The 25,308-nt window shown below is 74.7% G+C and carries 25 protein-coding genes; 14 read left to right on the forward strand and 11 right to left on the reverse strand.

The window, feature by feature from the left end; genetic code table 11:
- Positions 1–11 precede the first annotated feature (11 nt).
- Positions 12–272, reverse strand: a complete 261-nt coding sequence (locus tag CELGI_RS04960) for a mycoredoxin (protein WP_013883014.1) — start codon at positions 270–272, stop codon at positions 12–14.
- Positions 273–386: 114 nt separating this feature from the next.
- Here CELGI_RS04960 and CELGI_RS04965 point away from each other — a divergent pair, with 114 nt between their 5' ends.
- Both CELGI_RS04965 and CELGI_RS04975 read left to right on the forward strand, forming a co-directional pair.
- Positions 387–2,408, forward strand: a complete 2,022-nt coding sequence (locus CELGI_RS04965) for an ATP-dependent helicase (protein WP_013883015.1) — start codon at positions 387–389, stop codon at positions 2,406–2,408.
- A gap of 498 nt (positions 2,409–2,906) precedes the next feature.
- Positions 2,907–3,254 carry a WhiB family transcriptional regulator gene (locus CELGI_RS04975; RefSeq protein WP_013883017.1) on the forward strand — a complete coding sequence of 116 codons (348 nt, stop codon included), beginning with the start codon at positions 2,907–2,909 and terminating at the stop codon, positions 3,252–3,254.
- Position 3,255: 1 nt separating this feature from the next.
- Here CELGI_RS04975 and CELGI_RS04980 read toward each other — a convergent pair whose 3' ends face one another.
- Together CELGI_RS04980 and CELGI_RS17300 are read right to left on the reverse strand one after the other, a co-directional pair.
- Positions 3,256–4,377 carry a ThiF family adenylyltransferase gene (locus CELGI_RS04980; protein WP_013883018.1) on the reverse strand — a complete coding sequence of 374 codons (1,122 nt, stop codon included), beginning with the start codon at positions 4,375–4,377 and terminating at the stop codon, positions 3,256–3,258.
- 118 nt (positions 4,378–4,495) lie between these two features.
- Positions 4,496–4,654 carry a DUF5679 domain-containing protein gene (locus tag CELGI_RS17300; RefSeq protein ID WP_013883019.1) on the reverse strand — a complete coding sequence of 53 codons (159 nt, stop codon included), beginning with the start codon at positions 4,652–4,654 and terminating at the stop codon, positions 4,496–4,498.
- Positions 4,655–4,870: 216 nt separating this feature from the next.
- Between CELGI_RS17300 and CELGI_RS04985 the strand changes: the two genes are divergently transcribed.
- Complete coding sequence (locus tag CELGI_RS04985; RefSeq protein WP_041574106.1) at positions 4,871–5,479, forward strand: M48 metallopeptidase family protein; 609 nt, start codon at positions 4,871–4,873, stop codon at positions 5,477–5,479.
- Positions 5,480–5,504: 25 nt separating this feature from the next.
- Here CELGI_RS04985 and CELGI_RS04990 read toward each other — a convergent pair whose 3' ends face one another.
- Positions 5,505–6,899, reverse strand: a complete 1,395-nt coding sequence (locus tag CELGI_RS04990; RefSeq protein WP_013883021.1) for a zinc-dependent metalloprotease — start codon at positions 6,897–6,899, stop codon at positions 5,505–5,507.
- Between the two features lie 69 nt (positions 6,900–6,968).
- On the opposite strand from CELGI_RS04990, the gene CELGI_RS04995 reads away from it, so the two are divergent.
- Together CELGI_RS04995 and CELGI_RS05000 are read left to right on the forward strand one after the other, a co-directional pair.
- Positions 6,969–8,024: a Rossmann-fold NAD(P)-binding domain-containing protein gene (locus CELGI_RS04995; RefSeq protein WP_013883022.1), complete on the forward strand. Its 1,056-nt coding sequence runs from the start codon at positions 6,969–6,971 to the stop codon at positions 8,022–8,024.
- A gap of 34 nt (positions 8,025–8,058) precedes the next feature.
- Positions 8,059–9,216: a YlbL family protein gene (locus CELGI_RS05000; protein ID WP_245528176.1), complete on the forward strand. Its 1,158-nt coding sequence runs from the start codon at positions 8,059–8,061 to the stop codon at positions 9,214–9,216.
- Positions 9,217–9,244: 28 nt separating this feature from the next.
- Here CELGI_RS05000 and CELGI_RS05005 read toward each other — a convergent pair whose 3' ends face one another.
- Positions 9,245–9,832 carry a PPA1309 family protein gene (locus CELGI_RS05005; RefSeq protein WP_013883024.1) on the reverse strand — a complete coding sequence of 196 codons (588 nt, stop codon included), beginning with the start codon at positions 9,830–9,832 and terminating at the stop codon, positions 9,245–9,247.
- Positions 9,833–9,970: 138 nt separating this feature from the next.
- Here CELGI_RS05005 and CELGI_RS05010 point away from each other — a divergent pair, with 138 nt between their 5' ends.
- From CELGI_RS05010 to CELGI_RS05025, 4 genes are all read left to right on the forward strand, one after another.
- Positions 9,971–12,967 (forward strand): UPF0182 family membrane protein, encoded by a 2,997-nt coding sequence (locus tag CELGI_RS05010; RefSeq protein WP_013883025.1) that lies wholly within the window; start codon positions 9,971–9,973, stop codon positions 12,965–12,967.
- Between the two features lie 172 nt (positions 12,968–13,139).
- A complete protein-coding gene (locus tag CELGI_RS05015) occupies positions 13,140–14,045 on the forward strand; it encodes a metal ABC transporter solute-binding protein, Zn/Mn family (protein WP_013883026.1) in 906 nt (301 codons plus the stop codon).
- A complete protein-coding gene (locus CELGI_RS05020; RefSeq protein WP_013883027.1) occupies positions 14,042–14,842 on the forward strand; it encodes a metal ABC transporter ATP-binding protein in 801 nt (266 codons plus the stop codon). The genes CELGI_RS05015 and CELGI_RS05020 overlap by 4 nt, the downstream gene beginning before the upstream one ends.
- The gene (locus tag CELGI_RS05025; RefSeq protein ID WP_013883028.1) at positions 14,839–15,753 is read left to right on the forward strand and encodes a metal ABC transporter permease; all 915 of its coding nucleotides are present in this window, start codon (positions 14,839–14,841) and stop codon (positions 15,751–15,753) included. Before CELGI_RS05020 ends, CELGI_RS05025 begins: the two co-directional genes overlap by 4 nt.
- A gap of 2 nt (positions 15,754–15,755) precedes the next feature.
- Here the strand turns inward: CELGI_RS05025 and CELGI_RS05030 are convergent, their stop codons facing one another.
- A complete protein-coding gene (locus CELGI_RS05030; RefSeq protein ID WP_013883029.1) occupies positions 15,756–16,169 on the reverse strand; it encodes a Fur family transcriptional regulator in 414 nt (137 codons plus the stop codon).
- Positions 16,170–16,257: 88 nt separating this feature from the next.
- Between CELGI_RS05030 and CELGI_RS05035 the strand changes: the two genes are divergently transcribed.
- Positions 16,258–17,088: a hypothetical protein gene (locus CELGI_RS05035; RefSeq protein ID WP_150104666.1), complete on the forward strand. Its 831-nt coding sequence runs from the start codon at positions 16,258–16,260 to the stop codon at positions 17,086–17,088.
- A gap of 72 nt (positions 17,089–17,160) precedes the next feature.
- Here CELGI_RS05035 and CELGI_RS05040 read toward each other — a convergent pair whose 3' ends face one another.
- Positions 17,161–17,352, reverse strand: a complete 192-nt coding sequence (locus CELGI_RS05040) for a CsbD family protein (protein WP_013883031.1) — start codon at positions 17,350–17,352, stop codon at positions 17,161–17,163.
- A gap of 210 nt (positions 17,353–17,562) precedes the next feature.
- On the opposite strand from CELGI_RS05040, the gene CELGI_RS05045 reads away from it, so the two are divergent.
- Positions 17,563–17,832, forward strand: a complete 270-nt coding sequence (locus CELGI_RS05045) for a DUF7218 family protein (RefSeq protein WP_013883032.1) — start codon at positions 17,563–17,565, stop codon at positions 17,830–17,832.
- Between the two features lie 7 nt (positions 17,833–17,839).
- On the opposite strand, the gene CELGI_RS05050 is transcribed toward CELGI_RS05045, so the two are convergent.
- Positions 17,840–18,046, reverse strand: a complete 207-nt coding sequence (locus CELGI_RS05050) for a hypothetical protein (protein ID WP_013883033.1) — start codon at positions 18,044–18,046, stop codon at positions 17,840–17,842.
- 64 nt (positions 18,047–18,110) lie between these two features.
- Here CELGI_RS05050 and CELGI_RS05055 point away from each other — a divergent pair, with 64 nt between their 5' ends.
- Together CELGI_RS05055 and phoA are read left to right on the forward strand one after the other, a co-directional pair.
- The gene (locus CELGI_RS05055; protein ID WP_013883034.1) at positions 18,111–18,554 is read left to right on the forward strand and encodes a MarR family winged helix-turn-helix transcriptional regulator; all 444 of its coding nucleotides are present in this window, start codon (positions 18,111–18,113) and stop codon (positions 18,552–18,554) included.
- A 217-nt stretch (positions 18,555–18,771) separates the two neighbouring features.
- The gene (gene phoA, locus CELGI_RS05065; protein ID WP_013883035.1) at positions 18,772–20,484 is read left to right on the forward strand and encodes an alkaline phosphatase; all 1,713 of its coding nucleotides are present in this window, start codon (positions 18,772–18,774) and stop codon (positions 20,482–20,484) included.
- Positions 20,485–20,539: 55 nt separating this feature from the next.
- On the opposite strand, the gene CELGI_RS05070 is transcribed toward phoA, so the two are convergent.
- The 3 genes from CELGI_RS05070 to CELGI_RS05080 are packed head-to-tail and all read right to left on the reverse strand — an operon-like array spanning position 20,540 to position 22,563.
- On the reverse strand, positions 20,540–21,265 hold the full coding sequence (locus CELGI_RS05070; protein ID WP_013883036.1) for a hypothetical protein: 726 nt from the start codon (positions 21,263–21,265) through the stop codon (positions 20,540–20,542).
- Positions 21,262–21,837, reverse strand: coding sequence for an RNA polymerase sigma factor (locus tag CELGI_RS05075; protein ID WP_041574109.1), 576 nt, complete (start codon positions 21,835–21,837; stop codon positions 21,262–21,264). Before CELGI_RS05075 ends, CELGI_RS05070 begins: the two co-directional genes overlap by 4 nt.
- A gap of 48 nt (positions 21,838–21,885) precedes the next feature.
- Positions 21,886–22,563: a TetR/AcrR family transcriptional regulator gene (locus tag CELGI_RS05080; protein WP_013883038.1), complete on the reverse strand. Its 678-nt coding sequence runs from the start codon at positions 22,561–22,563 to the stop codon at positions 21,886–21,888.
- Positions 22,564–22,727: 164 nt separating this feature from the next.
- On the opposite strand from CELGI_RS05080, the gene CELGI_RS05085 reads away from it, so the two are divergent.
- Positions 22,728–25,217 carry an MMPL family transporter gene (locus CELGI_RS05085; RefSeq protein ID WP_013883039.1) on the forward strand — a complete coding sequence of 830 codons (2,490 nt, stop codon included), beginning with the start codon at positions 22,728–22,730 and terminating at the stop codon, positions 25,215–25,217.
- The last annotated feature ends 91 nt before the right edge of the window (positions 25,218–25,308 follow it).

Here is a 25,308-nt window from a genome sequence, read left to right on the forward strand (position 1 = left end):
GACCCCGCGGCTCAGCTGAGGCGCTGGCGCACCTCGACGAGCGACGGGTTGGTCGCCGCCGAGCCGTCGGGGAAGATCACCGTCGGCACGGTGCGGTTGCCCCCGTTGAGCGACGCGACGAGCTCACCCGCGTCGGGCTCGTCCTCGATGTCGACCTCGGTGTAGCCGATGCCCGCCGAGTCGAGCTGCGTCTTGAGCCGACGGCAGTAGCCGCACCAGGTGGTCGAGTACATCGTGATCGTGCCGGGTGCGGGCAGCCTCTGCGTGCTCATCGTTCCTCGCCGTCGGTCGGGTGCGTACGGGGTGGCCAACGTCTGCCGGTCGCGGACGATTCCCTGTGGGTGGCCGCGCGAGCGCGTGGGTGGGGGCTGCGAGACTGTGCGGCGATGTCTCCCGACGACCTGCTGGCCGCGCTCGACCCCGAGCAGCGTGCCGTCGCGACCGCGCTGCGCGGTCCGGTGTGCGTGCTCGCGGGGGCCGGCACGGGCAAGACGCGCGCGCTCACGCACCGCATCGCCTACGGCATCCGCACGGGCGTGTACCGCCCGGACCACGTGCTCGCCGTGACGTTCACGGCGCGCGCGGCGGGGGAGATGCGCACGCGGCTGCGCACGCTCGGGGCCGGTGGCGTCCAGGCGCGGACCTTCCACGCGGCGGCGCTGCGCCAGCTCTCGTACTTCTGGCCCAAGGTCGTGGGCGGCGCACCGCCCCGCATCGCCGAGGCGAAGGCACAGCTGGTCGCGGAGGCGGCTCGTCGGGTGGGGCTGCCCTCGGACCGCACGGGCGTGCGCGACCTCGCAGCCGAGGTGGAGTGGGCCAAGGTGAGCCTGGTGGTGCCCGACGAGTACGCGCTCGCGGCCGCCGCCGTGGACCGCGTGGTCCCGGGCGGTCATGACGCGTCGGCCGTCGCGCGGCTCATGACGGCCTACGAGCAGGTCAAGGACGAGCGCGGCGTCATCGACTTCGAGGACGTGCTCCTGCTGCTCGCGGCGATGCTCGCCGAGCGTGCGGACGTGGGTGACCAGGTGCGCGGCCAGTACCGCCACTTCGTCGTCGACGAGTACCAGGACGTCAGCCCGCTGCAGCAGTACCTGCTGGACCAGTGGCTGGGCGGCCGGCGCGAGCTGTGCGTGGTCGGCGACCCCAGCCAGACCATCTACTCGTTCGCGGGTGCGACGCCGCACCACCTGCTGTCCTTCACGCGCGTGCACCCCGAGGCGCAGGTGGTGCGCCTGGTGCGCGACTACCGCTCGACCCCCCAGGTGGTCGAGCTCGCCAACCGGGTGATCGTCGCGGGCGCCACGGAGCGGGGCGGGAGCGCGCCGCTCGAGCTGCGTGCGCAGCGTCCGGACGGGCCGCAGGTGCGCTGGGCGGCGTACGCCGACGACGAGGCGGAGGCCGCCGGGGTCGCGGCTGCGGCGGCTCGGCTCGTGGCGGACGGCGTGCCCGCGCGTGAGATCGCGGTGCTGTACCGCACGAACGCGCAGAGCGAGGCGTTCGAGGAGGCGCTGTCGGCAGCGGGCGTCCCGTACCAGGTGCGGGGTGGCGAGCGGTTCTTCGCGCGCCGCGACGTCCGGGAGGCCATCGTCTACCTGCGCGGTGGCGCGCGTGCCGCGGACGTGGACGTGCCGCTGCCCGAGGCCGCGCGCGACCTGCTGCGCAACGCGGGCTGGACCGACCAGGCGCCCGCGACGCGGGGCGCCGCACGTGAGCGGTGGGAGGCGCTGACGGCGCTGGCCCGGCTCGCGGACGAGGTGGACGCGCGCGTGCGCGACGAGGGCCGCACCGCGACGGTCGCGGACCTGGTCACGGAGCTCGACGAGCGCGCCGCCGCGCAGCACGCGCCCGCGGTCGACGGGGTCACGCTCGCGTCCCTGCACGCGGCCAAGGGCCTCGAGTGGGACGCGGTGTTCCTGACGGGACTGAGCGAGGGGCTGCTGCCCACCGCGCTCGCGGAGACGCCCGACGCGATCGCCGAGGAACGGCGCCTGCTGTACGTGGGCGTGACCCGGGCGCGCGAGCACCTGCAGCTGTCGTACGCACGCTCGCGCCTGCCGGGCGGGCGGCCCAACCGCCGCGCCTCGCGCTTCCTCGAGGGGCTCTGGCCCGGCTCGTCGCCGCGCGCCGCAGCGCGCCGTCAGGACGCGGAGGAGGACCCGCGCACCACGCTGACCACCGCCGTGCTGCTGCGCTGGCGTGAGCAGCGCGCGGCGGAGCTGGGCGTCGCGCCCGGCCGCGTGCTGGCGACGCACGTGCTCCACGCGGTCGCGCAGCGCCGGCCCGGCACGCGCGCGGAGCTCGCCCAGGTGCCCGGCATCGGCGCCCAGACGCTCGCGCGCCTGGGGGACGACATCGTGGCCGCGGTGCTCGACGCGACGGGCGCCCCGGCCCGCCCCGGCCCCCGCTGACCCGGACGATCCGGACAGTCCGGCGCGCGCCGCAGAGCTTCTCGAAGTTCTTTCGTTTATTCGGTTGTGGCCCGCTCGCGGCCGCGCCTAAGGTGATCCCCGTCCTGGTACGCAGGCTTGCGCTGAAGAAGCGCGGGCCGACCCGAGGAAGGAGGTGGGCAGAGGTGAACATCAACACGATCGATCGGTCGAGCGCCATGCTCCCGTCGCACCGCGTCGCGCCCACGTCCTTCCTGTCCGAGGGGCGTGCTGTGTCCGGTGCCGGCTTCGGCGCCCACGCCACGTGGCTGGGCGGAGCTCTGCGTCTTCGTGGGATGAGCTCCCCGGTCACCAAGCCCACCGACCGGGCTCCGATGGTCTAGACCCGCACAGGGTCACAGGCCGCGGAGTCCCCTACGGGTCCGCGGCCTTCTTCGTCTCTCCGGTTCCTTCGGGGGATGAGCGGCACGTGGTTCCGGCACACCACCGCTCACCAGCAAGGACATCCAGGAGGACATCGTGCGGCTCACGACGCTGCTCGAGACCGTCAACGAGGGCGGGTCGCGCGCTTGGAGCGCCAGCAGCACCGCGACGACCAGCGACGACCGTCGGACGTTCGACCAGATGGTCGCCGACCTCATCCCGTGCCGGACCAACGACCCCGAGCTCTGGTTCGCCGAGCAGACCGCCCAGGTGGAGCAGGCCAAGGCCATGTGCCGTGAGTGCCCGCTCCGCGAGGGCTGCCTCGCCGGCGCGATCGAGCGTGAGGAGCCGTGGGGCGTCTGGGGTGGTGAGGTCTTCGTCGGGGGCGTGGTCGTCCCCATGAAGCGTGGTCGCGGTCGCCCGCGCAAGAACCCCGCGGCGTAGGTCACGCACCCGGTCGTACGGTCCCCGCCGGACCGTACGACCGGGCTGACCCGCCGCTCGACGCCGACAGGGCGGTGCACCCGCACGCCGGGTGCACCGCCCATCGTCGTTCCCGGGGCACGGCGTCAGGCAGGCGCACCTCGAGGGTCACCCCGCGCAGGGGGCGCGGTGACCCCGGCCCAGCCGGGTGGGTGCGGACGTCGTCGAGGAACGTCAGCGCGGCTGCGGCGGCCAGACCGGCGGCCACCGACGCGACGACCACCGGCTCGGGTGACGCGGCCGGCGGTGCCGCGAGGGCCGCCGCGGTCGCGGGCCAGCCCGGGTCCGCATCCGCACGGTGCAGGTCCAGGCACCGCGCGCACGGCCCGTCGCCGCCCACGACGAGCGGCCCGACGAGCACGTCCGCCTCCCGCAGCACGATCGGCAGGTGCGGGGTCCCGGCCGCGAGCAGCCCCACGCCGAGGCCCGGGTCGAGTGCGCCGTCGGCCACGACGAGCAGCAGGTCGAGCCCGCGCCCGGTCGGGCCGCCCGCCGTGGGTGCCGGGCCGAGCGCCCCGCCCGGCACCTCCGCACCGGGCACCGCATCCGCGACGACGCGCGCGGCCGCCCGGCACCTGGGCATCCCGACGTCCGCCCACCCGTACCCCGCGGGCCCGACGTCGCTCGACCGCACCGGGCGGTCGTCCTCCAGGCGGAGGCGACCCACGCCCGCGCACGCGAGCGCGAGCGCGACGCCCAGGCCGGTGCGACCGAGGCCGACGACGCCGACGCAGCGATCCCGGCGCGCCGCGACGACGTCCGCCCCGGTGCCCGCGGGCAGGGTCAACGTCAGCACCGCGGCGTCGGCGGCGGCCGGCCCGGACGGTTCCCGGGGCGGCGGGTCCGGCAGCAGCAGACGCGCCTCGTCGAGCTGCTGGATGAGGGCCGCCAGCCGCGTCGGGGAGAGCCGCTCGTCGGCCGCGAGCAGACCCAGGGGCGCGGCGGGCGGGTGCGCGAGCAGGGCCGCCACCTCGTCGTCGAGGAGGTCGGTGACCCGGACGGCCCAGCGCGGGTCGGTGCCGATCTGCACCTCGCCCGGGCCGCGCGGCAGGATCCTCAGGCCGGTGCGCAACGTGGCTGCCACGAGCCGACACCCTGCCACCGGGTCGGCGCCGCGGAGTGCGTCGTCCACAGCCCCGGACACGACGCAGGGGCGCCGTCCTTCGTCGGACGGCGCCCCTGCGTCGAGGTGCTGCGGGTGCTCAGGCCTTGCCGAGGATGCGGTTGAGCTTGGTGCCGCACACGGGGCAGATGGCCTTGGCCATCTTGCGGCCCGACTCGGAGACGACGACGTCGCCCTCGGCCTCGCGCTTCTCCTTGCACTTCACGCAGTAGAACTCGCCTGCATACGTCTCGGCCATGGGTCCTCCTTGGGCTGTCCGGGACACCGCACGGTCGTTCTTCCCGTCGGTGGCCGGGCAGTGCTGTGACCTGCCCGAGCGCCACCACAGTAGTGGCGATGGCCGCACGACGAGGCAGGTCCGCGCCCGGCGTGCCGCCGCGGGGGCCGGTGACCGCGAGCGACGTCGCCCGCGTGGTCGGCCCGCGCGTGGGCGGCGCGCGCTACCGTGCGGCGTGTGCACAGCGCCCAGGACGTGACGCCGGTGGAGGTCCGCCGGTCGCGCAAGCGCGTGCGGACGGTCACGGCGTGGCGCGAGGGCGGCACCACCGTGGTGGCGATCCCCGCGCGGTTCACGCGTGCGCAGGAGGCGGAGTGGGTGCAGCGCATGCTCGTGCGGCTCGCGACGCAGGAGCGGCGCCGCCGCCCGTCCGACGACGAGCTCGCGCGGCGCGCGGCCGAGCTGTCGCAGCGCTACCTGGGCGCTCGCGCGGTCCCGACGAGCGTGCGCTGGGCGTCCAACCAGGGCCGGCGCTGGGGATCGTGCACGCCGTCGGACGGCACCATCCGCATCTCCGACCGCGTGCGCGGCATGCCGCGGTGGGTGCTCGACTACGTGCTGCTGCACGAGCTCACGCACCTGCTGCACGCGGGTCACGGGCCGGAGTTCTGGGCGGAGCTCGACGCGTACCCGCGCACCGCGCGCGCGCGGGGGTTCCTGGAGGGTTACGCCTACCGCGAGGAACGGCACCCCGGCGCCGGCGCGCCGCCGGGTGCCGACGCGGACGCCGACGAGGACACGGACCTGTTCGACGACGAGGCCGACGAGCCGTTCGGCCGTCCCTGACGGAGCCGGGCTTGGTCGTCGGCCGTCAGGGGGCGGTCGGCGGGTCCTCGCCCAGGATCTCGGCCAGTGCGCGGTCCAGGTCCGCCGACTCGCCCGCGGCCTGCGCGCGACGCGCCGCATAGCCCGCGGGGTCGTCGAGGTCCTCGGCGGTCGGCATCAGGTCGGGGTGGTCCCACACGGCGTCGCGTGCGGCGACGCCGCCCTCGCTCGCGATCCGGGCCCACAGCGCAGCCGCGTCGCGCAGCCGTCGTGGCCGCAGCTCGAGCCCGACGAGGTTGGCGAACGTCTGCTCGGCGGGGCCTCCCGCGGCGCGCCGGCGGCGGATCATCTCCCGCAGCGCGACCGCGTGCGGCAGGTGGGGGAGCGCGGCGGTCGCGCTGACCTCGTCGACCCAGCCCTCCACGAGCGCGAGCGCGGTCTCGAGGCGCGCCAGCGCGGCCTGCTGCTCGGGTGTGGTCTGCGGCGAGAAGACACCGCCCGAGAGCGCGCGCTGGAGCTCCTGGGCGTCGGTCGGGTCGATCGAGCCGACGGCCTCCTCGAGCTGGTCGACGTCGATCTCGATGCCGCGTGCATAGGCCTCGACCGCGGCGAGCAGGTGCGAGCGCAGCCATGGCACGTGCGTGAACAGACGCGTCGCGGCCGCCTCGCGCAGCGCGAGGAACAGACGGACCTCCTCGGCGGGCGCGTCGAGCCCCTCGGCGAACGCGTCGAGGTTCGCGGCGACCAGCGCGGGTGCGGGCACGTCGAGCAGCGGCAGGCCGATGTCGGTGGTGCCGAACACGTCGCGCGAGAGCGTGCCGGCCGCCTGGCCCACCTGCAGCCCGAAGACGGCCGAGCCGAGGCGCCGCAGCAGCTGACCCGGCTCGAGCCCCCCGGGCAGACCACCGGGCGGCAGGCCCAGCGCGGGGTCGTCGCCGATCCGGCCGCCGAGCGCATCCACGAGCGCCGAGGACAGCGACGACGCGACCGGCTCGGTCAGCGTGCGCCACGTCGGCAGCGTCGCCTCGACCCACTCGGCGCGGCTCCACGCGCGTGCGGGTGCCGCCGACGGCGGCAGCTCCGTCGCGGCGTCGAGCCACAGCTCGGCCACCGACAGCGCATCGAGCACCTGGCGCGACTGCGCGGGCGTGAGCGACGGGTCGCCGCCCTGCGCGGCCTGCTGGCGTGCGAGGTCGTGCGCCATCTGCCAGTTCACGGGCTGGTCGTCGCCGCTCGCGAACAGCTGCTGCACCTGGGCCAGGACCTGCTGCATCGCCGCCGGGTCGGTGGGCAGCGACCCCGCGGCGCCGAGCGCCTCCGGGTCGATGCCGCGGGCACGCATCTCCGCGATCGCCTGGTCGGCCTGGTCACCCAGCAGCGCGCGGAGCATCTGCTCCCACGGCGGGAGGGCGGGATCCGGTGCGGAGCTGTCCGGTGCCACGGTGGCCTCCTGGGGCTGGGACGATGGGCCGGGAGCGCCCACGGTAACCAGACGATGCGGGAGGACGGCATGGCGGGTCGGCAGGTTCGCTCAGGGCGCAGCGCGCCGGGACCCGCCGCGGACGGCTCGTCGCACGACGTGGTGGTGGTGGGGGACGGGCCCGTCGCGGAGGCCGTCACCGCGGCATGGGGTCCGCGTGCCCGGTCGCTGGCCGAGGTGCCCGCGCAGGACCCGGAGGGCGCGCTGACGGGTGCGTCGGTCGTCGTGCTCGTCGCGCACCCGGGCCGGATCGACGCGGTCGCCGACCACCGGGGCCCGCAGGGGCACGCCGCGGCGGTGGCGCATGCGCAGCGCACGCTGTCCGCGGCGCGTGCGGTCCGTGCGGCGCACGTCGTCGTCGTGTCGTCGGCGGTGGTGCACGGCGCGCACCCGGACCGGCCGACCGTCCACGACGACGCCGCGCTGCTCGCCGGCCGGGACGCGGTCCGGGACGGCCTGGTCGGGCACCTGCTCGCGGTCGAGGCCGTCGTGGCCCGGCACGCACGCCGCCGCGCGCCGCTGCTCACGGTCCTGCGCCCCGCCGCGGTCGCGGGTGGTGGCGTCGACTCGTTCGTCACGCGGCACTTCGAGGCGCCGCGTCTGCTGACGGTCCGCGGCGTCGAGCGGCCGTGGCAGCTGGTGCACGTCGAGGACGTCGCCGCGGCCACGGTGTTCGTCGTCGAGCACGGCCTGACCGGGCCGCTCACCGTGGGGCCGCCCGACGTGCTGACCCCCGCGCAGGTGAGCGCGGCGGCCGGGCTGCGCACGGTCGACCTGCCGGCCGCGACCGCGTTCGGGGCCGCCGAACGGCTGCACCGCGTGGGCGTGCTGCCCGCACCGTCGGTCGAGCTGTCCTACGTGGTGTACCCGTGGACCGTGGCCGCCGACGGCCTGACCGCCGCGGGGTTCGTCCCCGAGCGGTCCTCGGCGCAGACCCTCGACGCGTTGCTCGAGGGTGTGCGCGGTCGGCTCGCGGTGGGCGGCCGGCGCGTGGGTGCGCGCGACGTCGCGGCGCTCGGTGCCGCGGGAGCCGCGGTCGCGCTGCTGGGCACGGCGGCGATCTGGCGCCAGGCGCGCAGGCGCTGACGCGGGGCACATGCGCGTGCGGCATGATGCCGACGTGCCTCCGATCGACGCGCCGAACCCCGACCCGGCCCACGAGCCGCCGCCCGCACCGGGTGCCCCGAACGGTCCCGGGCCGGTGCCCGACGCGGCGGTCGAGCGCCCGAGCCGGCGTGCGGTGACGTTCTCCGTGGCCATGCTCACCAGCTCGGTGCTCCTGGCGGTGTGCGCGATCCTGCCCGCGCCGTACGCGGTGAGCAGCCCCGGGCCGACCGAGGACGTCCTCGGCTCGATCGGCGACCAGCGGCTCATCACCGTGACGGGTGCGACGACCTACCCGTCGACGGGCGAGCTGCGCATGACGACGGTCTCGGCGACGGGTGGTCCGGGCTATCCCTCCTCGACGCTCGGCGTGATCCGCGGGTGGGTGTCGCCGTGGGCGGTCGTCCAGCCGCGCGAGATCCTGTTCCCGGACCCCGGCGAGACGCAGGACCAGATCAACGACGAGAACTCGGCGCAGATGGTCTCCTCGCAGGAGAACGCGCAGGTCGCGGCGCTCGCGGAGCTGGACTACGAGATCCCCGCGACGCTCGTCGTGGTCGGCACGGTCGAGGGCACCGGTGCGGACGGCGTGGTCCACGAGGGCGACGTCCTCACGGCGATCGACGGCACGGACCTGCCCGACTACCAGACGCTGGTCCGCACCATGGCGGACGTGACGCCCGGTGCCGAGGTGACCGTCACCGTGCGGCGCGAGGGTCGCGAGCGTGAGCTGGTGGTGCCCACCACCAGGAGCGACGCGGGTGCGGCCCAGATGGGCGTGTACATCGACCCGGACTTCCAGATGCCCGTGGACGTCGCGATCGACGCGGGTGACATCGGCGGGCCCAGCGCGGGGACCATGTTCGCGCTGGGGATCATGGACCTGCTGACGCCGCAGGACGAGGCCGCGGGTCAGGTGATCGCCGGGACCGGCACGATCGACGTGGTCGGGACGGTGGGGCCGATCGGCGGGATCCGCCAGAAGCTCGCGGGCGCGCACCGCGACGGCGCCGACTGGTTCCTGGCGCCCGCGGCGAACTGCGGCGAGGTGGTGGGCCACGTCCCGGACGGCCTGCGGGTGGTGCGGATCGCGACGCTGCACGAGGCGTACGAGGCGGTCGTCGCCATCGGCAAGGGCGAGGCCGACGACCTGCCCACCTGCACCGCGTCCTGACGCCCGGGGCCCCGGCGCGCGGGCGCGCTCAGTCGAGCGTCGCGCGCAGCGCCGCGACGAGCCCGGGCACCACGTCGGCACCCTGACCCACCGCGTCGTCCGAGTCGTGCGCACGCGTGCGGACCACCGACCACGTCGCACCCTCGCGCAGCACGCCGACGGCGAGCCGCACGTCCTCGCGCTGGGGGTGCGCGAGCAGCCACGGCAGCGCGGCCTCGGCGTCCTGCGGCATCGCGGCCTCGGCCGCGGGCGGCAGCACGATGCGCTCCGCCGTGACCGCGACGCCGTCCACCGCGGGCGGCCAGGACAGCCCGGCCAGGAGCGACTCGAGGTCGGGCGCGGCCGGCAGCCCTTCCTGCTCGATCGACGTGAGGTGCCACGCGCTCGCACGTGCGGCGGCGAGCGTCGCGGGCTCGAGCTGGTCGGCCAGGCCCGGCTCGGCCGCGAGCGCCGCCTGCGTGCGGACCAGCGCGAACACCCGCACGGGCGCGTCCCAGCCCGCGGCCGCGACGTGGTGCTCGATCTCGCGGACCGCGTCGGCGAGCGCGGCCTGGGGCGCGGTGGGCTCGGAGGGGCTGCCCGGGAGAGTCGGGGTGGGGGGCGTCGCGTCGGTCACCGTCCCATGCTCGCACCCGACGAGCGCGTCCCACGCCCGCTCGACCGTCGCACCGGTGTGGGAACCTGGGGCGGGCCGCGCGCGTTGGCCCCAGCACCACCACCTGCAGTTCCGACGACGACGAGGGACACCACCGCCGTGAGCTTCGCCAGCAGTTCCCGACCACAGCCCGCGCGCCCGGCCCCCGGCCGCCGCCGTCGCGGCGCGCTCGCACCGACGCTCGTCGTGCTGGGCGCGATCGTCGTGCTGGTCCTGATCCTCGCGCAGGTGTGGACCGAGGTGCTCTGGTACGACCAGCTCGGCTTCGTCGAGGTGCTGCGGACCGAGTGGGGCACGCGCGCCGCGCTGTTCGCCGCCGGCTTCCTCGTGATGGGTGGCGCGGTCGCGCTCAACATGCGGTACGCCTACCGCTCGCGTCCGGTCTACGCGCCGTCGACGCCCGAGCAGGCCAGCCTGGACCAGTACCGCGAGGCCATCGAGCCGCTGCGCAAGCTCGTCATGATCGCGGGTCCGGCCCTGATCGGCGTGTTCGCCGGCGGTGCCGCCTCGCAGCAGTGGGAGACCGTGCAGCTGTGGATGCATGCGCAGCACGTCGGCACCGACGACCCGCAGTACGGCATCGACCTCGGGTTCTACCTGTTCACGCTGCCCGGGCTGCGGTTCGTGGTCGGCTTCCTGGTGGCGGTGACCGCGCTCACCGCGGTCGCGACGCTCGCGACGCACTACCTGTACGGCGGCCTGCGCATCGGCGGCGGCAGCGACACGCCCCGCACCACGCGTGCCGCGCGCGTGCAGCTCAGCGTGCTCGGCGCGCTCATGATGGTGCTCGTCGCGGTGAACTACTGGCTGGACCGGTACTCGATCCTCACCAAGACGGCCGAGAAGTTCGACGGCGCGTCCTACACGGACGTCAACGCGGTCATCCCCGCCAAGGCGATCCTGGCCGGCATCGCGGTGTTCGTCGCGGTCACGTTCGTGGTGACCGCGGTGCGCGGCAACTGGCGGCTCCCGCTCATCGGGCTGGGCCTGATGGTCGTCGCCGCGATCACGGTGGGCGGCATCTACCCCGCGATCGTGCAGCGCTTCCAGGTCCAGCCGAACCAGCAGGACGCCGAGTCGGAGTACATTCAGCGCAACATCGAGGCGACGTCCGTGGCGTACGGCATCGACGACGTGCAGGTGGACCGCTACAACGCGCGGTCCTCGGCGCAGCCGCAGGCGCTGCGCGACGACGCCGAGACGGCGGCCTCGATCCGTCTGCTGGACCCGCAGATCGTCAGCCCGTCGTTCAAGCAGCTCGAGCAGGGCACGACGTTCTACGACTTCCCGGACACGCTGTCCGTGGACCGCTACACGATCGACGGCACGAGCCAGGACACCGTCATCGCGGCGCGCGAGCTCAACCTCAGCGGACTCGAGGCCTCGCAGCGCAACTGGACGAACGACGTCACCGTCTACACGCACGGGTACGGCGTGGTGGCCGCGTACGGCAACACGACGACGTCGAACGGTCAGCCCTCGTTCTGGGAGAAGGGCATCCCGTCGACCGGCGAGCTGGGCGACTACGAGCCGCGCCTGTACTTCAGCCCGGAGTCGCCCGCGTACTCGATCGTGGGCGGACCCGAGGACACGGCCTGGGAGCTCGACTACCCGACGAACGGCAGCGGCGGCTCGGTCAACACCCGGTTCCCCACGCAGGAGGTCTCGGCCGGCCCGAGCATCGGCAACGCCTGGAACAAGCTGCTGTACGCGGTCAAGATGGGCTCGGAGCAGATCCTCTTCTCCGACCGCGTCAACGCCGACTCGCAGATCCTGTACGACCGTGACCCCCGCGAGCGCGTGGAGAAGGTGGCGCCGTACCTGACGCTCGACGGACGGGTCTACCCCGCGGTCGTCGACGGCCGCGTGAAGTGGATCGTGGACGGCTACACCACCAGCAACCAGTACCCGTACGCGGCGCAGGTCACGCTCGACTCGGCCACCGCGGACGCGCTCACGCAGAGCTCGGACACCATCGAGACGCTGCAGCCCAAGACCGCCAACTACATCCGCAACTCGGTCAAGGCGACGGTCGACGCCTACGACGGCAGCGTCACGCTGTACGCGTGGGACGACTCCGACCCCGTGCTGCGGGCCTGGTCCGAGATCTTCCCGTCGTCGCTGCGCCCCCTGAGCGAGATCGACGGCGAGCTGATGAGCCACCTGCGCTACCCCGAGGACCTGTTCAAGGTGCAGCGTGAGCTGCTCACGCGGTACCACGTGACCGACCCCGCGCAGTTCTTCACCGGGACGGACTTCTGGGCGGTCCCGGACGACCCGAACGCCGCCGGTGACATCGCGCAGCCGCCGTACTACATGACGCTGCGCATGCCGGACCAGGAGGAGGCCGCGTTCTCGTTGACCTCGACGTTCATCCCGTTCGGTGCCGAGGCGCGTCAGGTCATGCGCGGCTACATGGCGGTGGACGCGGACGCGGGCTCGCAGGACGGGGCCAAGGCCGAGGGCTACGGCAAGATCCGGATCCTCGAGCTGCCGCGCGAGGGTTCGGTTCCCGGGCCCGGCCAGGTGGTCAACACCATCAAGACGGACGACATCGTCGCCCCCGAGTTCAGCCTGCTGACCAAGGGTGGGGCCAAGCCCGTCCAGGCCAACCTGCTGGCCCTGCCGGTGGGTGACGGGATGCTCTACGTGCAGCCCGTCTACCTGCAGGCCGAGACCGGGACCACGTTCCCGCTGCTGCAGCGCGTCGTCGCGGTGTTCGGCGACGACATCGCGATCGCACCCACGCTCGACGCCGCGCTCGACCTGGTGTTCTCGGGCGACTCGGGCGTGGTCCCGGATCCCGACGCCGAGCCCGACCCGGGTGCTGAGCCCGACCCGGGCACGGAGCCGGACGACCCGGGCGACGCGGATGCGCGGGCCGCTCTGGCGGATGCGCTCGACCGTGCGCGCCAGGCGATCGAGGACGGGCAGAAGGCGCTCGCCGACGGGGACTTCACTGCCTACGGCGAGGCGCAGGACCGGCTCGACAAGGCGATCCAGGACGCGTTGGACGCGGAGGCCCGGCTCGAGGGTGCCGCAGCGCCGGCCGACCCCGAGCCCGGGGCGACGTCGACGCCGGACGCCGAGTCCTGACACCGATGTCCCGCGCCGGCTCCTGACCCGGCGGCTCCCGGCCCCGTCCACCCACGGTGGGCGGGGCCGAGCCGTGCCCGGGACCTTCGTCGTCCTGGGTGCGCTAATGGGAACTGCTATCGTTATCGAGCGCGGTGCAGGGTGCGCCGCGCGGAGAGTGGGTAGGTCCAGCATGCGTGCGCGTCAGATCGTCGTCCCCGGGCTCGCGCTCGTCCTGGTCGCCTCGCTCGGCGCGTGCTCGTCGGGCGACGCGGACGACAGGTCCGACGACGCGCGGCCGTCCGTGGTCGCCTCGACCGACGTGTGGGGTGACGTCGTCGCGCAGGTCGGCGGCGACCTCGTGGACGTGACGTCGATCATCGACGACCCGTCGGCCGACCCGCACTCGTTCGAGGGCAACGCCCGCGTGCAGCTCGCGCTGTCGCGTGCCGACCTCGTGGTGGTCAACGGCGGGGGGTACGACGACTTCGCGAGCACGATGGTCGGCGCGCTCGACCACGCACCGCTCGTGCTGGACGCGGTCGAGATCTCGGGCCTGACCGCACCGGCCGGGGGCGAGCTCAACGAGCACGTCTGGTACGACCTGGACGCGGTCGGCACGGTCGCGCAGCGGGTCGCCGACGAGCTGGCGCAGGTGGACCCGGACCACGCCGAGCAGTACGCCGCCCAGGCGGACGCGTTCGCCGGCGAGCTGGACGGGCTGCGGGCCCAGGCGGACGAGATCGCCGCGGCGCACGCGGGTGAGGGGTTCGCGGTCACCGAGCCGGTGCCGGTCTACCTGGCCGCGGCCGCGGGGCTCGAGGACCGCACGCCGCCGGAGTTCGCCGAGGCGATCGAGGAGGAGGTCGACGTGCCGCCGGCGGTCATGGAGCAGATGCTCGACCTCGTGGCGTCGACCGACATGGCCGTCCTCGTGTACAACGAGCAGACGACCGGCCCCCAGACCGATCAGGTGCTCTCCGCGGCGCGCGCCGCGGACCTGCCCGTGGTGCCGGTGACCGAGACGCTGCCCGAGGGTGAGGACTACGTGTCGTGGATGGCCGGGAACCTCGAGGCGCTCGCGCAGGCGCTCGCGTGAGCGGTGCGGTGCCGCCGCTCGAGCTGGTCGGCGGTCGGCTCGCCTACGGACCCCGCACGCTGTGGGAGGGCCTGGACCTGCGGATCGAGCCCGGTGAGTTCGTCACCGTGCTGGGCCCGAACGGTTCGGGCAAGACGAGCCTGCTGCGCGCGGTCCTGGGCCTGACGCCGTTGACCGGCGGACGCCTCACCATCCAGGGCGCACCCCCGCGGCGCGGCAGCAGGCACGTGGGCTACATCCCGCAGCAGCGCCTGGTGGACCCCTCGGCGCCGGTCCGGGCGCGCGACCTGGTGCGCCTGGGCCTCGACGGCGACCGGTGGGGGATCGGGGGACGTGGGCCGCGCGGGCGCGTGGACGCGCTTCTCGCCGCCGTGGGGGCGAGCGCATACGCCGACGTGCCGCTGGGCATGCTCTCCGGAGGTGAGCAGCAGCGGGTGCGGATCGCGCAGGCGCTCGGCACCGAGCCCGCGCTGCTGCTGTGCGACGAGCCGCTGCTGTCGCTGGACCTGCGGCACCAGCACGAGGTCACGGCGCTCATCGACCAGATGCGGCGCACCCGCGGCACGGCCGTGGTGTTCGTGACGCACGAGATCAACCCCGTCCTGCCGTACACCGACCGGGTGCTCTACCTGGCGCCGGCCGGCCACGCGGTGGGCGCGCCCGACGACGTGCTCACGTCCGAGCGGCTGACCGCGCTGTACGGGACGCCGGTCGAGGTGCTCCGCGCGTCGGGGCGCATCGTCATCGTGGGCGGCGACGACGCGCACGCCCACCACGTCGAGGAGGCCGCCGAGTGAGCGCCCTGCACACCGCGGTCGCCGACGACTGGTGGACCCGCGTGTTCGACTTCAGCGACTACGGCTCGCTGCTGGCACTCGTGCACAACTCGCTGATCGCGGGCGCCGTGCTCGGGCTCGTCGGTGGGCTCGTCGGTGTGTTCGTGATGCAGCGCGATCTCGCGTTCGCGGTGCACGGCATCAGCGAGCTGTCGTTCGCGGGCGCTGCCGCGGCGCTCCTGCTGTCGATGGACGTGATGCTCGGCGCGGTGCTCGGCTCGGTGGTGGCGGCCGTGCTGATCGGCCTGCTGGGCACGCGCGCACGCGACCGGAACTCGATCATCGGCGTGATCATGCCGTTCGGACTGGGTCTGGGCGTGCTGTTCCTGGCGCTGTACCCGGGACGGGCCGCGAACAAGTTCGGGCTCCTCACGGGGCAGATCGTCGCGGTCGACGAGACGCGACTCACGCAGTTCCTGGTGATCGCGGCGCTGCTGCTGGCGGCGCTCGTCGCGATGTGGCGGCCCCTGACGTTCGCGAGCATCGACCCGGACGTCGCCGCGGCGCGCGGAGTGCCCACGCGGGCCCTGGGGATCGGGTTCATGCTCGTGCTGGGCCTGGCCGTCGCGCTCGCGGTGCAGGTGGTGGGTGCGCTGCTGGTGCTCTCGCTGCTCATCACGCCCGCGGCCGCGGCCACGCGCGTGAGCGCGTCACCCGTGGTCGTGCCGGTGCTGTCCGTCGCGTTCGCGGTGACCAGCGCGGTGGGCGGGATCCTGCTGGCGCTCGGCGGCTCGGTGCCGATCAGCCCGTACGTCACCACGATCTCGTTCGTGATCTACCTGGTGTGCCGGCTCGTCGGGAACCTGCGCACGCGCCGTGGCTGGGCGCGCCGCGCGGCGGTGGGCGAGCACGAGGGTGCGCTCGTCCCCTGAGGTCAGCCCTGCGCCGCGGCGGCCTCGGCCGCGCACGACGCGCACGTCCCGAACAGCTCGAGCGTGTGCGAGACGTCGACGAAGCCGGTGTCGGCGGCCAGCGCGTCGACGAACTGCTCGACGTTGGGGCCCTGCACCTCGATCGTGCGCCCGCACGTGCGGCAGACCAGGTGGTGGTGGTGCGTGGCACGCGCGCACCGGCGGTACAGCGACTCACCGGACTCGGTGCGCAGCACGTCGAAGTCGCCTGAGCCGGACATCGCGCCGAGCGTGCGGTAGACGGTGGCGAGGCCGATGTCCTCGCCACGCTGCTGCAGCAGCACGTGGATCTGCTGCGCGCTGCGGAAGTCGTCCAGCTCGTCCATGAGCCGTCCGATCGCCACGCGCTGCCGCGTGGTGCGCTGGCCGTGGGCCATGTGTCCACCTCCGGGTGTGTCGGCCGATTCTACTCGATTCTCATGTGCAACAAGGGTCCGCTGGCCGTCGTAGCGCGCGGGTGCGACGGTGGGCGACGTGACGGCGATCGGTGCGATGTGGGCGTGGGACAACGCGGTGCCGACTGACCAGGACGCCCGGGGTCGGGGTTACGCGGCCTCTGCGCCGGACCTGCTCGCGGCGTTCTGCGCGACCCGCGGGCTCGACCGAGTGCACCTCGCGGCGCCGTGGGCGGCCGACGAGGGGCCGGTGGGCGAGTGGTTCACGCGTGCGGCGCGCGCGGTGGCCGGGACGGGCGCGGCGGTCAGCGCGCTCGGCGGCGACCCCGGCTGGCTGGACCGGCCGGCGCTCGCGGCGACGTGGGCGACCACCGCGCTCCGCGCGGGCGGTCCCGCGCTCGAGGGTGTGCAGCTCGACGTCGAGCCCTGGGCCCTGCCGGGCTGGGCGCAGGACCCGGCGGCGGGGGCGCGACGCCTCCTCGGAGTGCTCGACGAGGTCCGGGCCGCGCTGCCGGCCGGCGCGGTCCTGGGGACGGACGCGCCGTGGTGGCTCACGACGGTGCCCGCGCCGGACGACGCGGGCTCTCTGCTGGACGCGGTGCTGGCGCGTGTGGACCGCGTGGTCGTCGTCGCGTTCGCGGACCATGCGGGCGGCCCGGACGGGATCGTCGAGCTCGCGGCCCCCGCCGTCGAGGCGGCACGTGCGGCCGACGTCCCGTGGTCGGTGGGCGTCGAGACGGACACGCCCCAGGTCGCCGGGGGTGCGCAGTTCACGTTCTTCGACGAGGGCGCGGACGCGCTCGAGCGCGAGGCCGCTCTGGTCGCGGACGCGGTCGCCGCCCCGGGCTGCGTGTGCGTCGAGCACCACCGCGCGTGGCGCCGCCTGCTCGGGCTCGACTGACCGTGCGGCGCAGACGCGAGAGGACCCGCGGCGCTCGGCCACGGGTCCTCTCGTGCAGCGGTGCGCGGTGCGTCAGCGCAGGGCGTCCTTGACGTCGTCGGCGGCGTCCTTGGCGTGGTCCCCGGCCTGCTTGAGGTCGGCCTTCGCCTGGTCGCCGCGGCCCTCGGCCTCGAGCTGCTCGTTGTCCGTGGCCTTGCCGACGCCCTCCTTGGCCTTGCCCTTGAGCTCCTCGGCCCCGTGCTCCAGCTTGTCGCCGATGCCCATGCCGGTCTCCTCTCGTCGGTGACCGCGTGCCACAACGGTGCGGTCAGGTCGGGTGCCGGGCGGATCGTGTCCGTCGCCGGCCGATCGAACGTAACCCCGCGCACCGAGCCCCGCACGCCGGGAGCCGGGGCGCACCGGATGCCGTCCCGGCCGCCTCGGCGCACGCTGGGAGCGTCAGCAGCACCCGGACGACGAGGAGGGGAGGTCGCCGTGCCCGCACGCGATCCCGGACCGAGCATCAAGGACCCGGAGCTGTACGAGCGGCTCCGGGACGAGGGCAACAGCAAGGAGAAGGCCGCCCGCATCGCCAACGCGGCGGCCGCGACCAGCCGCGAGGAGGTCGGGGCGAAGGGCGGCCGCGCCGGGTCCTACGACGACTGGACGGTCGAGGACCTGCGGCACCGCGCGGCCGAGCTCGAGATCCCGGGGCGCTCGTCGATGACGAAGGCCGAGCTCGTCAAGGCGCTGCGCGACCACTGAGCGCGCGTCACTCGCGCGGACGCTCCACCAGGTAGGAGCGGCCCGAGGGCTCCTGGCGCCGCTCGAACGCCGTGCGCAGGTCCTCGTCGCGACCGCGCTCGTCCTGCGTGGCGGGGCGCACGGGAGCCGTCACGTCCCCGAGCTGCGCCGGGCCGACGAGGTACCGCGCGAGCCAGGCCGTCATGTCCAGGCGTTCGCCGCGTCGCCGTGCCATGGCTCCTCCTCGTATCAGTGAGTGCACACACTATCAGCCCACGAATGGTCGGTAGGGTGTGCGCGTGACCACCGCACCGGACCCCCTCGCGCTCGAGGCGCAGGTCTGCCTCGCGCTGTCCGCCGCGGCGCGCGCGCTCGTCGGGACGTACCGCACGCTGCTCGAGCCGCTCGGCCTCACGCACCCGCAGTACCTGGCGATGCTCGCGCTGTGGCAGGACGGCCCGCAGTCGCTCGCGCGGCTCGCCGAACGGCTGCACCTCGAGCCCGCGACCGCCTCGCCCCTGGTGCGCCGGCTCGAAGCACGGGGGCTCGTGACGCGCCGCACGGACGAGCGCGACGAGCGCGCCCTCGTCATCGCGCTCACGCCCGAGGGCGTGGCTCTCCGGGAGCGCGCCGTCGAGATCCCCGGCCAGATGCTCGAGCGGCTCGGCCTCGACCTGGCCGACGTGGAGCGGGTACGCGACAGCGCGCAGCTCATGCTCGACGCATGCGAGCGCGCGGGCTGACCACCCGTCTCCGTGCCCGGCCGGCACGGCGCCCCGGTCCGGCCGGCTCGACCGCGTTCATCGGGTTCGCCGCGTGCGCCCTGCTCGTCCTGTTCGTCCTGTTCGTCGGGACGTCATGCCGCCGTCACGCGGGGCTCGCCGGGCGGTCGGCCGACCCCGGTGGACTGCCGTGCGTGACGCGGACCCGCGTCGCCCGCACGAACCAGGGGAGTCCTCGATGCGTCGACGCATCCTTCGTCCGCTCGCCGCGACCACCGCGGCACTCGCACTCGTGGCCGGCGGTGCGGCCGGATGGGCCGCGACCGGCGGCTCGCCGGCCGGGCCCCTGACGGGCCACGGCGACGCCCGCCGGATCGACGGCGACCAGACCTCCACGGTCCGCAAGGCCCTGACCGGTGGGCACGCGCGCAACGTGATCCTGCTGGTGGGCGACGGGATGGGTGACTCGGAGATCACGGTGGCCCGCAACTACGCGCTCGGGGCCGCGGGGCGGTTCGCCGGGATCGACGCGCTGCCGCTCACGGGTCAGTACACGACGTACGCGCTCGACCGTGCGGACGGCCTGCCTGACTACGTGACGGACTCGGCGGCCTCGGGGTCGGCGTGGGCCACGGGCACCAAGACCTACAACGGCGCGATCTCGGTGGACGTCGACGGCGTCCCGCAGCGCAGCATCCTGGAGATCGCCCGCGCCAACGGCCTGCGCACCGGCAACGTGTCCACCGCGGAGGTGCAGGACGCGACCCCCGCGGTGCTCGGTGCGCACGTCACCAGCCGGTCCTGCTACGGCCCGGTCGCGACGAGCGCGACGTGCCCGACCAACGCGCTCGAGAACGGCGGGCTCGGCTCGATCAGCGAGCAGCTCATCGGCACGCGCGCGGACGTGACGCTGGGCGGAGGCGCCAAGAGCTTCGGTGAGCGCGCGACCGCGGGCCGGTGGGCGGGGCTCACGCTGCTCGAGCAGGCCGAGCGCCGCGGCTACCAGGTGGTGACCGACGAGGCCGGTCTGGCCGCGGTACGCACCGCGGACCAGCGCACGCCCGTGCTGGGCCTGTTCGGCTCGGGCAACCTGCCCGTGCGGTGGACGGGCCCGCTCGCCACCCCGACCGGTGGTGGTGAGGCGGCGGTCCGCTGCACCGAGAACCCCGCGTACGGCTCGGCGCCGACGCTGGCCGAGCTCACCACGAAGGCGATCGACCTGCTCGACGACACGGGCTCGCGCACGGGCTTCTTCCTGCAGGTCGAGGGCGCGAGCATCGACAAGCAGGACCACGCCGCCAACCCGTGCGGTCAGATCGGCGAGACGGTCGACCTCGACGAGGCCGTGCAGGCCGCGCTCGCGTTCGCCCGCCAGGACCGGCACACGCTCGTCGTCGTGACCGCCGACCACGCGCACTCGAGCCAGATCGTGTACCCGGGCACCACGACGCCCGGCCTCACGCGCACGCTGACCACCGCCGACGGCAAGCCCATGACGGTCGCGTACGGCACCGCCGAGGTGGGCGGCTCGCAGGACCACACGGGCAGCCAGGTGCGCGTCGCGGCCTACGGCCCGTGGGCGGCGAACGTCGTCGGGCTGACGGACCAGACCGACCTGTTCTTCACCATGCGGGACGCGCTGCGCCTCGATCCCGACGCCCCGGCCCCGGGTGCCCCGGTGATCCGGTCGATCGGGCTGGCGGACGGCGCGGTGCTCCGGGGCCACCGGACGGTGCGCGTGGTGCTGCAGGACGAGCCGCGGCAGACCGTGTTCTCCCTGGTCCGCGACGACCAGGTGCTCGCGAGCTTCACGCGCACGGGGTCGCGGCCCGCGGTGACGCTCGACGCGCGCCGGTACGCGGCCGGGCCCGCGGTGCTCCAGGTGGTCGTCACGGGCCACGACGGACTGGTCACGAGCCGCTCGGTGCCGGTGCGGATCTCGCACCGCTGACGCCCCCCGCGCGACGTGCCGGGCGGGGTGCGCCCGCGCCCGGCACGTCGCACGCTCAGCCGGCAGTGATGACGAACTCGCCGACCTCGGTCCGGCCGTCGGACAGGTACACGGGGATGCGGCGGACGTCGTCGCCGTGCTCCTCCTGCCACGCGAGGGCGTCGGCCGGGCTGGTCGGCTCGTGGCTCGGGGCGAGGTCCCGCGCGTACGCGTACCCCTCGGCACCGTTCGTCGCGACGACCGCGACGAGGTCCGGCACGGGCCGGCCGGGCGCCTCGATGCCGAACGTGTCGCCGTCGGCGTTGACACCCAGCGGGGTCACGTCGTGCCGCGCGTAGGTGAACGTGCCCTCCCAGCGCAGCGAGTCGGCGTCGATCCGCGTGGACGAGCCCTCGATCGGCAGGCTGTAGCCGATCTCCTCGCCTGCCGCGCACGCGCCCCCGGCGCCGTCGGCGAACGTGAACCGGCCCGCCGTCAGGCAGCGGATCTCGGCGTCGACGTGCGTCGCGTCCGCGGGCGCGGTGCCGAGCTCGACCACGCGTGAGCCCTGCGCCGTCACGTGCACCGGGTCGGCGAGCGCGGTGACGCGGTCCGCGCCCGGGAGCACGCCGAGCCCCGCGGCCGCGGCGGTCGCACCGCCGAGCCCGAGCGCGAGCGCGCCGCCGGTCAGCGCCCAGCGGCGCGCCGTGCGACGCCGAGGGCTGTGCGCGGCGACGTGCGCGACGAGTGCGCCGCGCAGCGCCTGGTGGTGCTCGGCCGGGGTGACCTGGGTGGTGCTCATCGCGGTGCCTCCTGGAGGTCGGGGGTCGGATCGGGGACCCACGCGTCACGCAGGTGTGCGCGGGCGCGGTGCAGGCGGGACTTGGCGGCCGACGGGGTCAGCCCGAGCACGGCGGCCGCGTCGGCGAGCGGGAGCCCGTCCAGCACGACCAGCGCGACCAGCCGGCGGTCGCGCGCGGACAGCGTGGCCAGCGCGTCGGACCACGGCCGGTCGAGCGTGCGGTCGAGCACGCTCTGCGCGGCATCCGGCTCGGCCGCAGGCCGGGGGAGCCGGGCGAGGAACGCGCGGTACCGCCGCGTGCTGCGGCTCGCGTTGCGCGCCACGTTGGTGGTGGTCACCAGCAGCCAGGGCAGCACGCAGCCGCGCACCAGCCGGACCCGGTCACGCAGCCGCCACAGCTCGAGGAACGCGGTCGCCGCCACGTCCTCGACGTCGGCCGGGTCGGGCACGAGGCGCGCCGCATGCCGGCGCACGCGGGCGTGGTGCCGGTCGAACAGCTGCCCGAAGGCCTCGCCGTCGCCCGCGCACGCGGCGCGCCACAGCGCCTCGTCGTCGGTCAGGTCGTCGCTCACACCCCGAAGTGTCCGCACCGCCGGCGGTGGGTGCACCGGGTTCCGGGGTCAGGTCGTGCGGGGGCGCGCGCGCGACGAGTGGTCGGCCCAGCGCCGCGAGACCTCCAGCGCCTGCGCGTCGGTGAGCGGGGGCTCGAGCGCGGCGTCCGCGGGCCGCGCGCGCAGGCCCTCCAGCAGCAGGTGCAGGTACCGGCGGTACGCCTCGGGCTGGACGTCCACCGTGTGCGTCGCGAGCTCCGTGACCAGCCACAGCAGGACGAGCACGTCGCTGCCCCGTGCGTCGGCGCGCAGGTCTCCCTCGGCGCGCGCGCGCTGCAGGAGCTCGTCGGTGATCCGGCCGATCGAGTCGTCCACCACGGGGCCCAGGTCGTCGTAGCCGCCCAGCGCGAGGTCGCGCAGCCCGATGTTCTCGACGAGCAGCTCGGTCACGCGCGTGAGGAGCTGGACCAGCCCGTCCCACGCGGGTTCGGCGCGGGACGCCTCGTCGGCCACCGCGAGCACGTCCCGCAGGGGTTCGGCGAACGCTGTCTCGAGCAGCTCGTGCTTGTCGGCGAACCGGCGGTACACCGTGCCGACCCCGACGCCCGCGTGCCGCGCGATCTCGTTGAAGCCCACGCCGAGCCCCTGGTCGGCGAACAGCTCGCGCGCCGCGGCGACGATGCGCTCGCGGTTGCGCTCGGCGTCGCGGCGCAGCGGGCCGCGGGGGGTGCTCGCCGGGCTGGTCATGCGCACAGGGTAGTCGGAACCGGATAGGTGGGATCAACATCACAACGGCCCGTACGCGACAAGCGGATGACCGTCATCAACTTTCGACCTACGATGCCGGAGGCGACGGCGCCCCCACCCGCACACCCGCACGGTCCCGGCATGCCCGGGCAGGAGGACTCGACATGGCAGAACTGCTCTACCGGATCGGCCGGTTCGCGGCCCGCCGGGCCTGGTTGGTCATCGGTGCCTGGGTGCTGGCGCTCGGACTCGCGGTCGGCGGCTTCCTCGGGTTCGGGGGCACGCTCAGCGAGGCCATCACGATCCCCGGGACCCCCACCGCGGAGGTGACCGACCGCCTCGAGCAGGAGCTCCCGTCCGCGAGCGGCGCCGTGGGGCGTGTGGTGCTGCAGAGCTCGGACGGTTCCGAGCTCACCGACGAGCAGCAGGCGGGCATCAGCGCCGCGCTCGCCGAGGTCGGCGGCATCGACGGGGTCGTGCAGGTGGCGGACCCGTTCGCGACGCGTGCACAGCTGGCCGAGCAGGCCCAGCAGGTCACCGACGGCCAGACCCAGGTCGACGAGGGGCGGGCCCAGCTCGACGCGGGCCAGCAGCAGATCGACGACGGCCGCGCGCAGCTCGAGGCCGGGCAGGCCGAGCTCGACGCGACCGTCGAGCGGGTGGGGGAGAACGCGCAGACCACGGCAGCGCAGGCGCAGCTCGACGAGCAGCGTGCGCAGCTGGACGCGGGGCAGAAGGAGCTCGACGCCAACCGTGCCGAGCTCGAGGCCAAGGCCGCGCAGCTCGCCGACGGCCGCGCGCTGCTCGACATGGCCGCCGAGATCCGGACGGTGTCGACCGACGGCTCCGTCGCGGTCGCGACCGTGGTGTTCGAGCTGCCGTCCAACGAGATCCCGGACGCCACCAAGAAGGCGGTCACGGCCGCGGTCGACGGCGCGCTGCCCGAGGGCGTCACGGCCGACTACTCGACCGAGATCGCCCAGGGCGCGATCTCGCTGGGCGGCGCCGCGGAGGCCATCGGCGTCCTGGTGGCCGCGATCGTGCTCGTCGTCATGCTGGGCACGTTCGTGGCCGCCGGGCTGCCGCTGCTGAACGCGCTCGTCGGCGTGGGGGTCGCCGCCGCGGGCGCCATGGCGTTCTCGGGTGCGGTCGTCATGACGTCGGTGACGCCCGTGCTCGGCGCGATGCTCGGTCTCGCCGTGGGCATCGACTACACGCTGTTCATCCTCAACCGGCACCGCCGCCAGCTGCGCACGGGCATGGACGTGCACGAGTCCGTCGGGCTGGCCAACGGCACGTCCGGCAACGCCGTGGTGTTCGCGGGGGCAACGGTGCTCATCGCGCTGCTGGGCCTCAACCTCACGGGCATCCCGTTCCTCGGCCTGATGGGCACCGTGGCGGCGGCGAGCATCGCGGTCGCCGTGCTCGTCGCGATCACGCTGACGCCCGCGATGCTCGGCCTGCTCGGCCGGCGGATCCTGCCGCGCAAGCACCGCGACGAGGCGACCGCGCCGGTGGCGCACGAGGCCGCGCAGCCGATGTCGAACGGCCGCGCGTGGGTGAGCATCCTCGTCGGGATCGGGGTCCTGGCCGTCGTCGCCATCCCCGCGACGTCGATGCGGCTGGGGTTGCCGACGGGTGCGTCCGAACCCGCGGACTCCACGCAGTACCGCGCGTACGCCGCGGTCTCCGACGCGTTCGGCGCGGGGGTCAACGGGCCGCTCGTCGTCGTGGCGGACGTGCCCGGTGGGGTGGGCGAGGACGAGCTCGTCGCGACGCAGGCCCGGATAGGCGGACAGCTGGCCGCGACCGACGACGTCGTCGCGGTGGCCCCCGTGGGCACGAACGACGACCGCAGCGTGCTCGTCTTCCAGGTGATCCCCGCCGACGGCCCGGACAGCGAGTCGACCACCGAGCTGGTGCACACGCTGCGCGCGACGGCGGTCGACGGCGGCCGGGGCACGTTCGCGGTCGCCGGCAACGCGAGCGCGAACATCGACATCTCGGAGAAGCTCGCGGACGCGCTGCCCGTGTACCTCGCGGTCGTGATCGGGCTGTCGATCTTCATCCTGATCGCGGTGTTCCGGTCCTTCCTGGTGCCGATCGTCGCGACCGGCGGGTTCGTGCTCTCGCTGTTCGCCGCGATGGGTGGCGTGACCGCGGTGTACCAGTGGGGCTGGCTCGCCGACGTGTTCGGCGTGAGCAACCCCGGACCCGTGCTCAGCTTCCTGCCCACGCTGCTGGTCGGCATCCTGTTCGGCCTGGCCATGGACTACCAGCTGTTCCTGACGTCCGGCATGCGTGAGGCCTACGCGCACGGGGCGCCCGCGCGGCGCGCCGTCATGGAGGGCCTGCACGCGGGCCGGGCCGTGGTCACGGCGGCCGCGATCATCATGGTCTCGGTGTTCGGCGGGTTCATGTTCTCCCACCTGGCGGTCATCCGGCCGCTCGGGTTCGCGCTCGCGTTCGGGGTGCTGCTCGACGCGTTCGTGGTGCGCATGCTGATCATGCCCGCGGTCATGCACCTGGCCGGCGACGAGGCGTGGTGGCTGCCCACGTGGATCGACCGGGTCATGCCCGACGTCGACGTGGAGGGTGCGCGGCTCGAGCGGCGGCACCACGTCCCGACCGCGGATCTCACGCCGCACGACTGACGGCGACACCCGCGGCGCAGGGCCCCGCCGACCAGCGGGGCCCTGCGCCGTCCGGGCGACCTCACCCGGCCGCGCAGTGCCGTGCGCGGAG

The sequence above is a fragment of the Cellulomonas gilvus ATCC 13127 genome (genome assembly GCF_000218545.1).
In the GTDB taxonomy this organism is placed as follows: domain Bacteria; phylum Actinomycetota; class Actinomycetes; order Actinomycetales; family Cellulomonadaceae; genus Cellulomonas; species Cellulomonas gilvus.

Coding starts and splice junctions, on each gene's coding strand:
- CELGI_RS04960 (WP_013883014.1), bottom strand. CDS start 272: ATGAGCACGCAGAGGCTGCCCGCACCCGGCACGATCACGATGTACTCG.
- CELGI_RS04965 (WP_013883015.1), top strand. CDS start 387: ATGTCTCCCGACGACCTGCTGGCCGCGCTCGACCCCGAGCAGCGTGCC.
- CELGI_RS17300 (WP_013883019.1), bottom strand. CDS start 4,654: ATGGCCGAGACGTATGCAGGCGAGTTCTACTGCGTGAAGTGCAAGGAG.
- CELGI_RS04995 (WP_013883022.1), top strand. CDS start 6,969: ATGGCGGGTCGGCAGGTTCGCTCAGGGCGCAGCGCGCCGGGACCCGCC.
- CELGI_RS05015 (WP_013883026.1), top strand. CDS start 13,140: ATGCGTGCGCGTCAGATCGTCGTCCCCGGGCTCGCGCTCGTCCTGGTC.
- CELGI_RS05030 (WP_013883029.1), bottom strand. CDS start 16,169: ATGGCCCACGGCCAGCGCACCACGCGGCAGCGCGTGGCGATCGGACGG.
- CELGI_RS05040 (WP_013883031.1), bottom strand. CDS start 17,352: ATGGGCATCGGCGACAAGCTGGAGCACGGGGCCGAGGAGCTCAAGGGC.
- CELGI_RS05050 (WP_013883033.1), bottom strand. CDS start 18,046: ATGGCACGGCGACGCGGCGAACGCCTGGACATGACGGCCTGGCTCGCG.
- phoA (WP_013883035.1), top strand. CDS start 18,772: ATGCGTCGACGCATCCTTCGTCCGCTCGCCGCGACCACCGCGGCACTC.
- CELGI_RS05070 (WP_013883036.1), bottom strand. CDS start 21,265: ATGAGCACCACCCAGGTCACCCCGGCCGAGCACCACCAGGCGCTGCGC.
- CELGI_RS05080 (WP_013883038.1), bottom strand. CDS start 22,563: ATGACCAGCCCGGCGAGCACCCCCCGCGGCCCGCTGCGCCGCGACGCC.
- CELGI_RS05085 (WP_013883039.1), top strand. CDS start 22,728: ATGGCAGAACTGCTCTACCGGATCGGCCGGTTCGCGGCCCGCCGGGCC.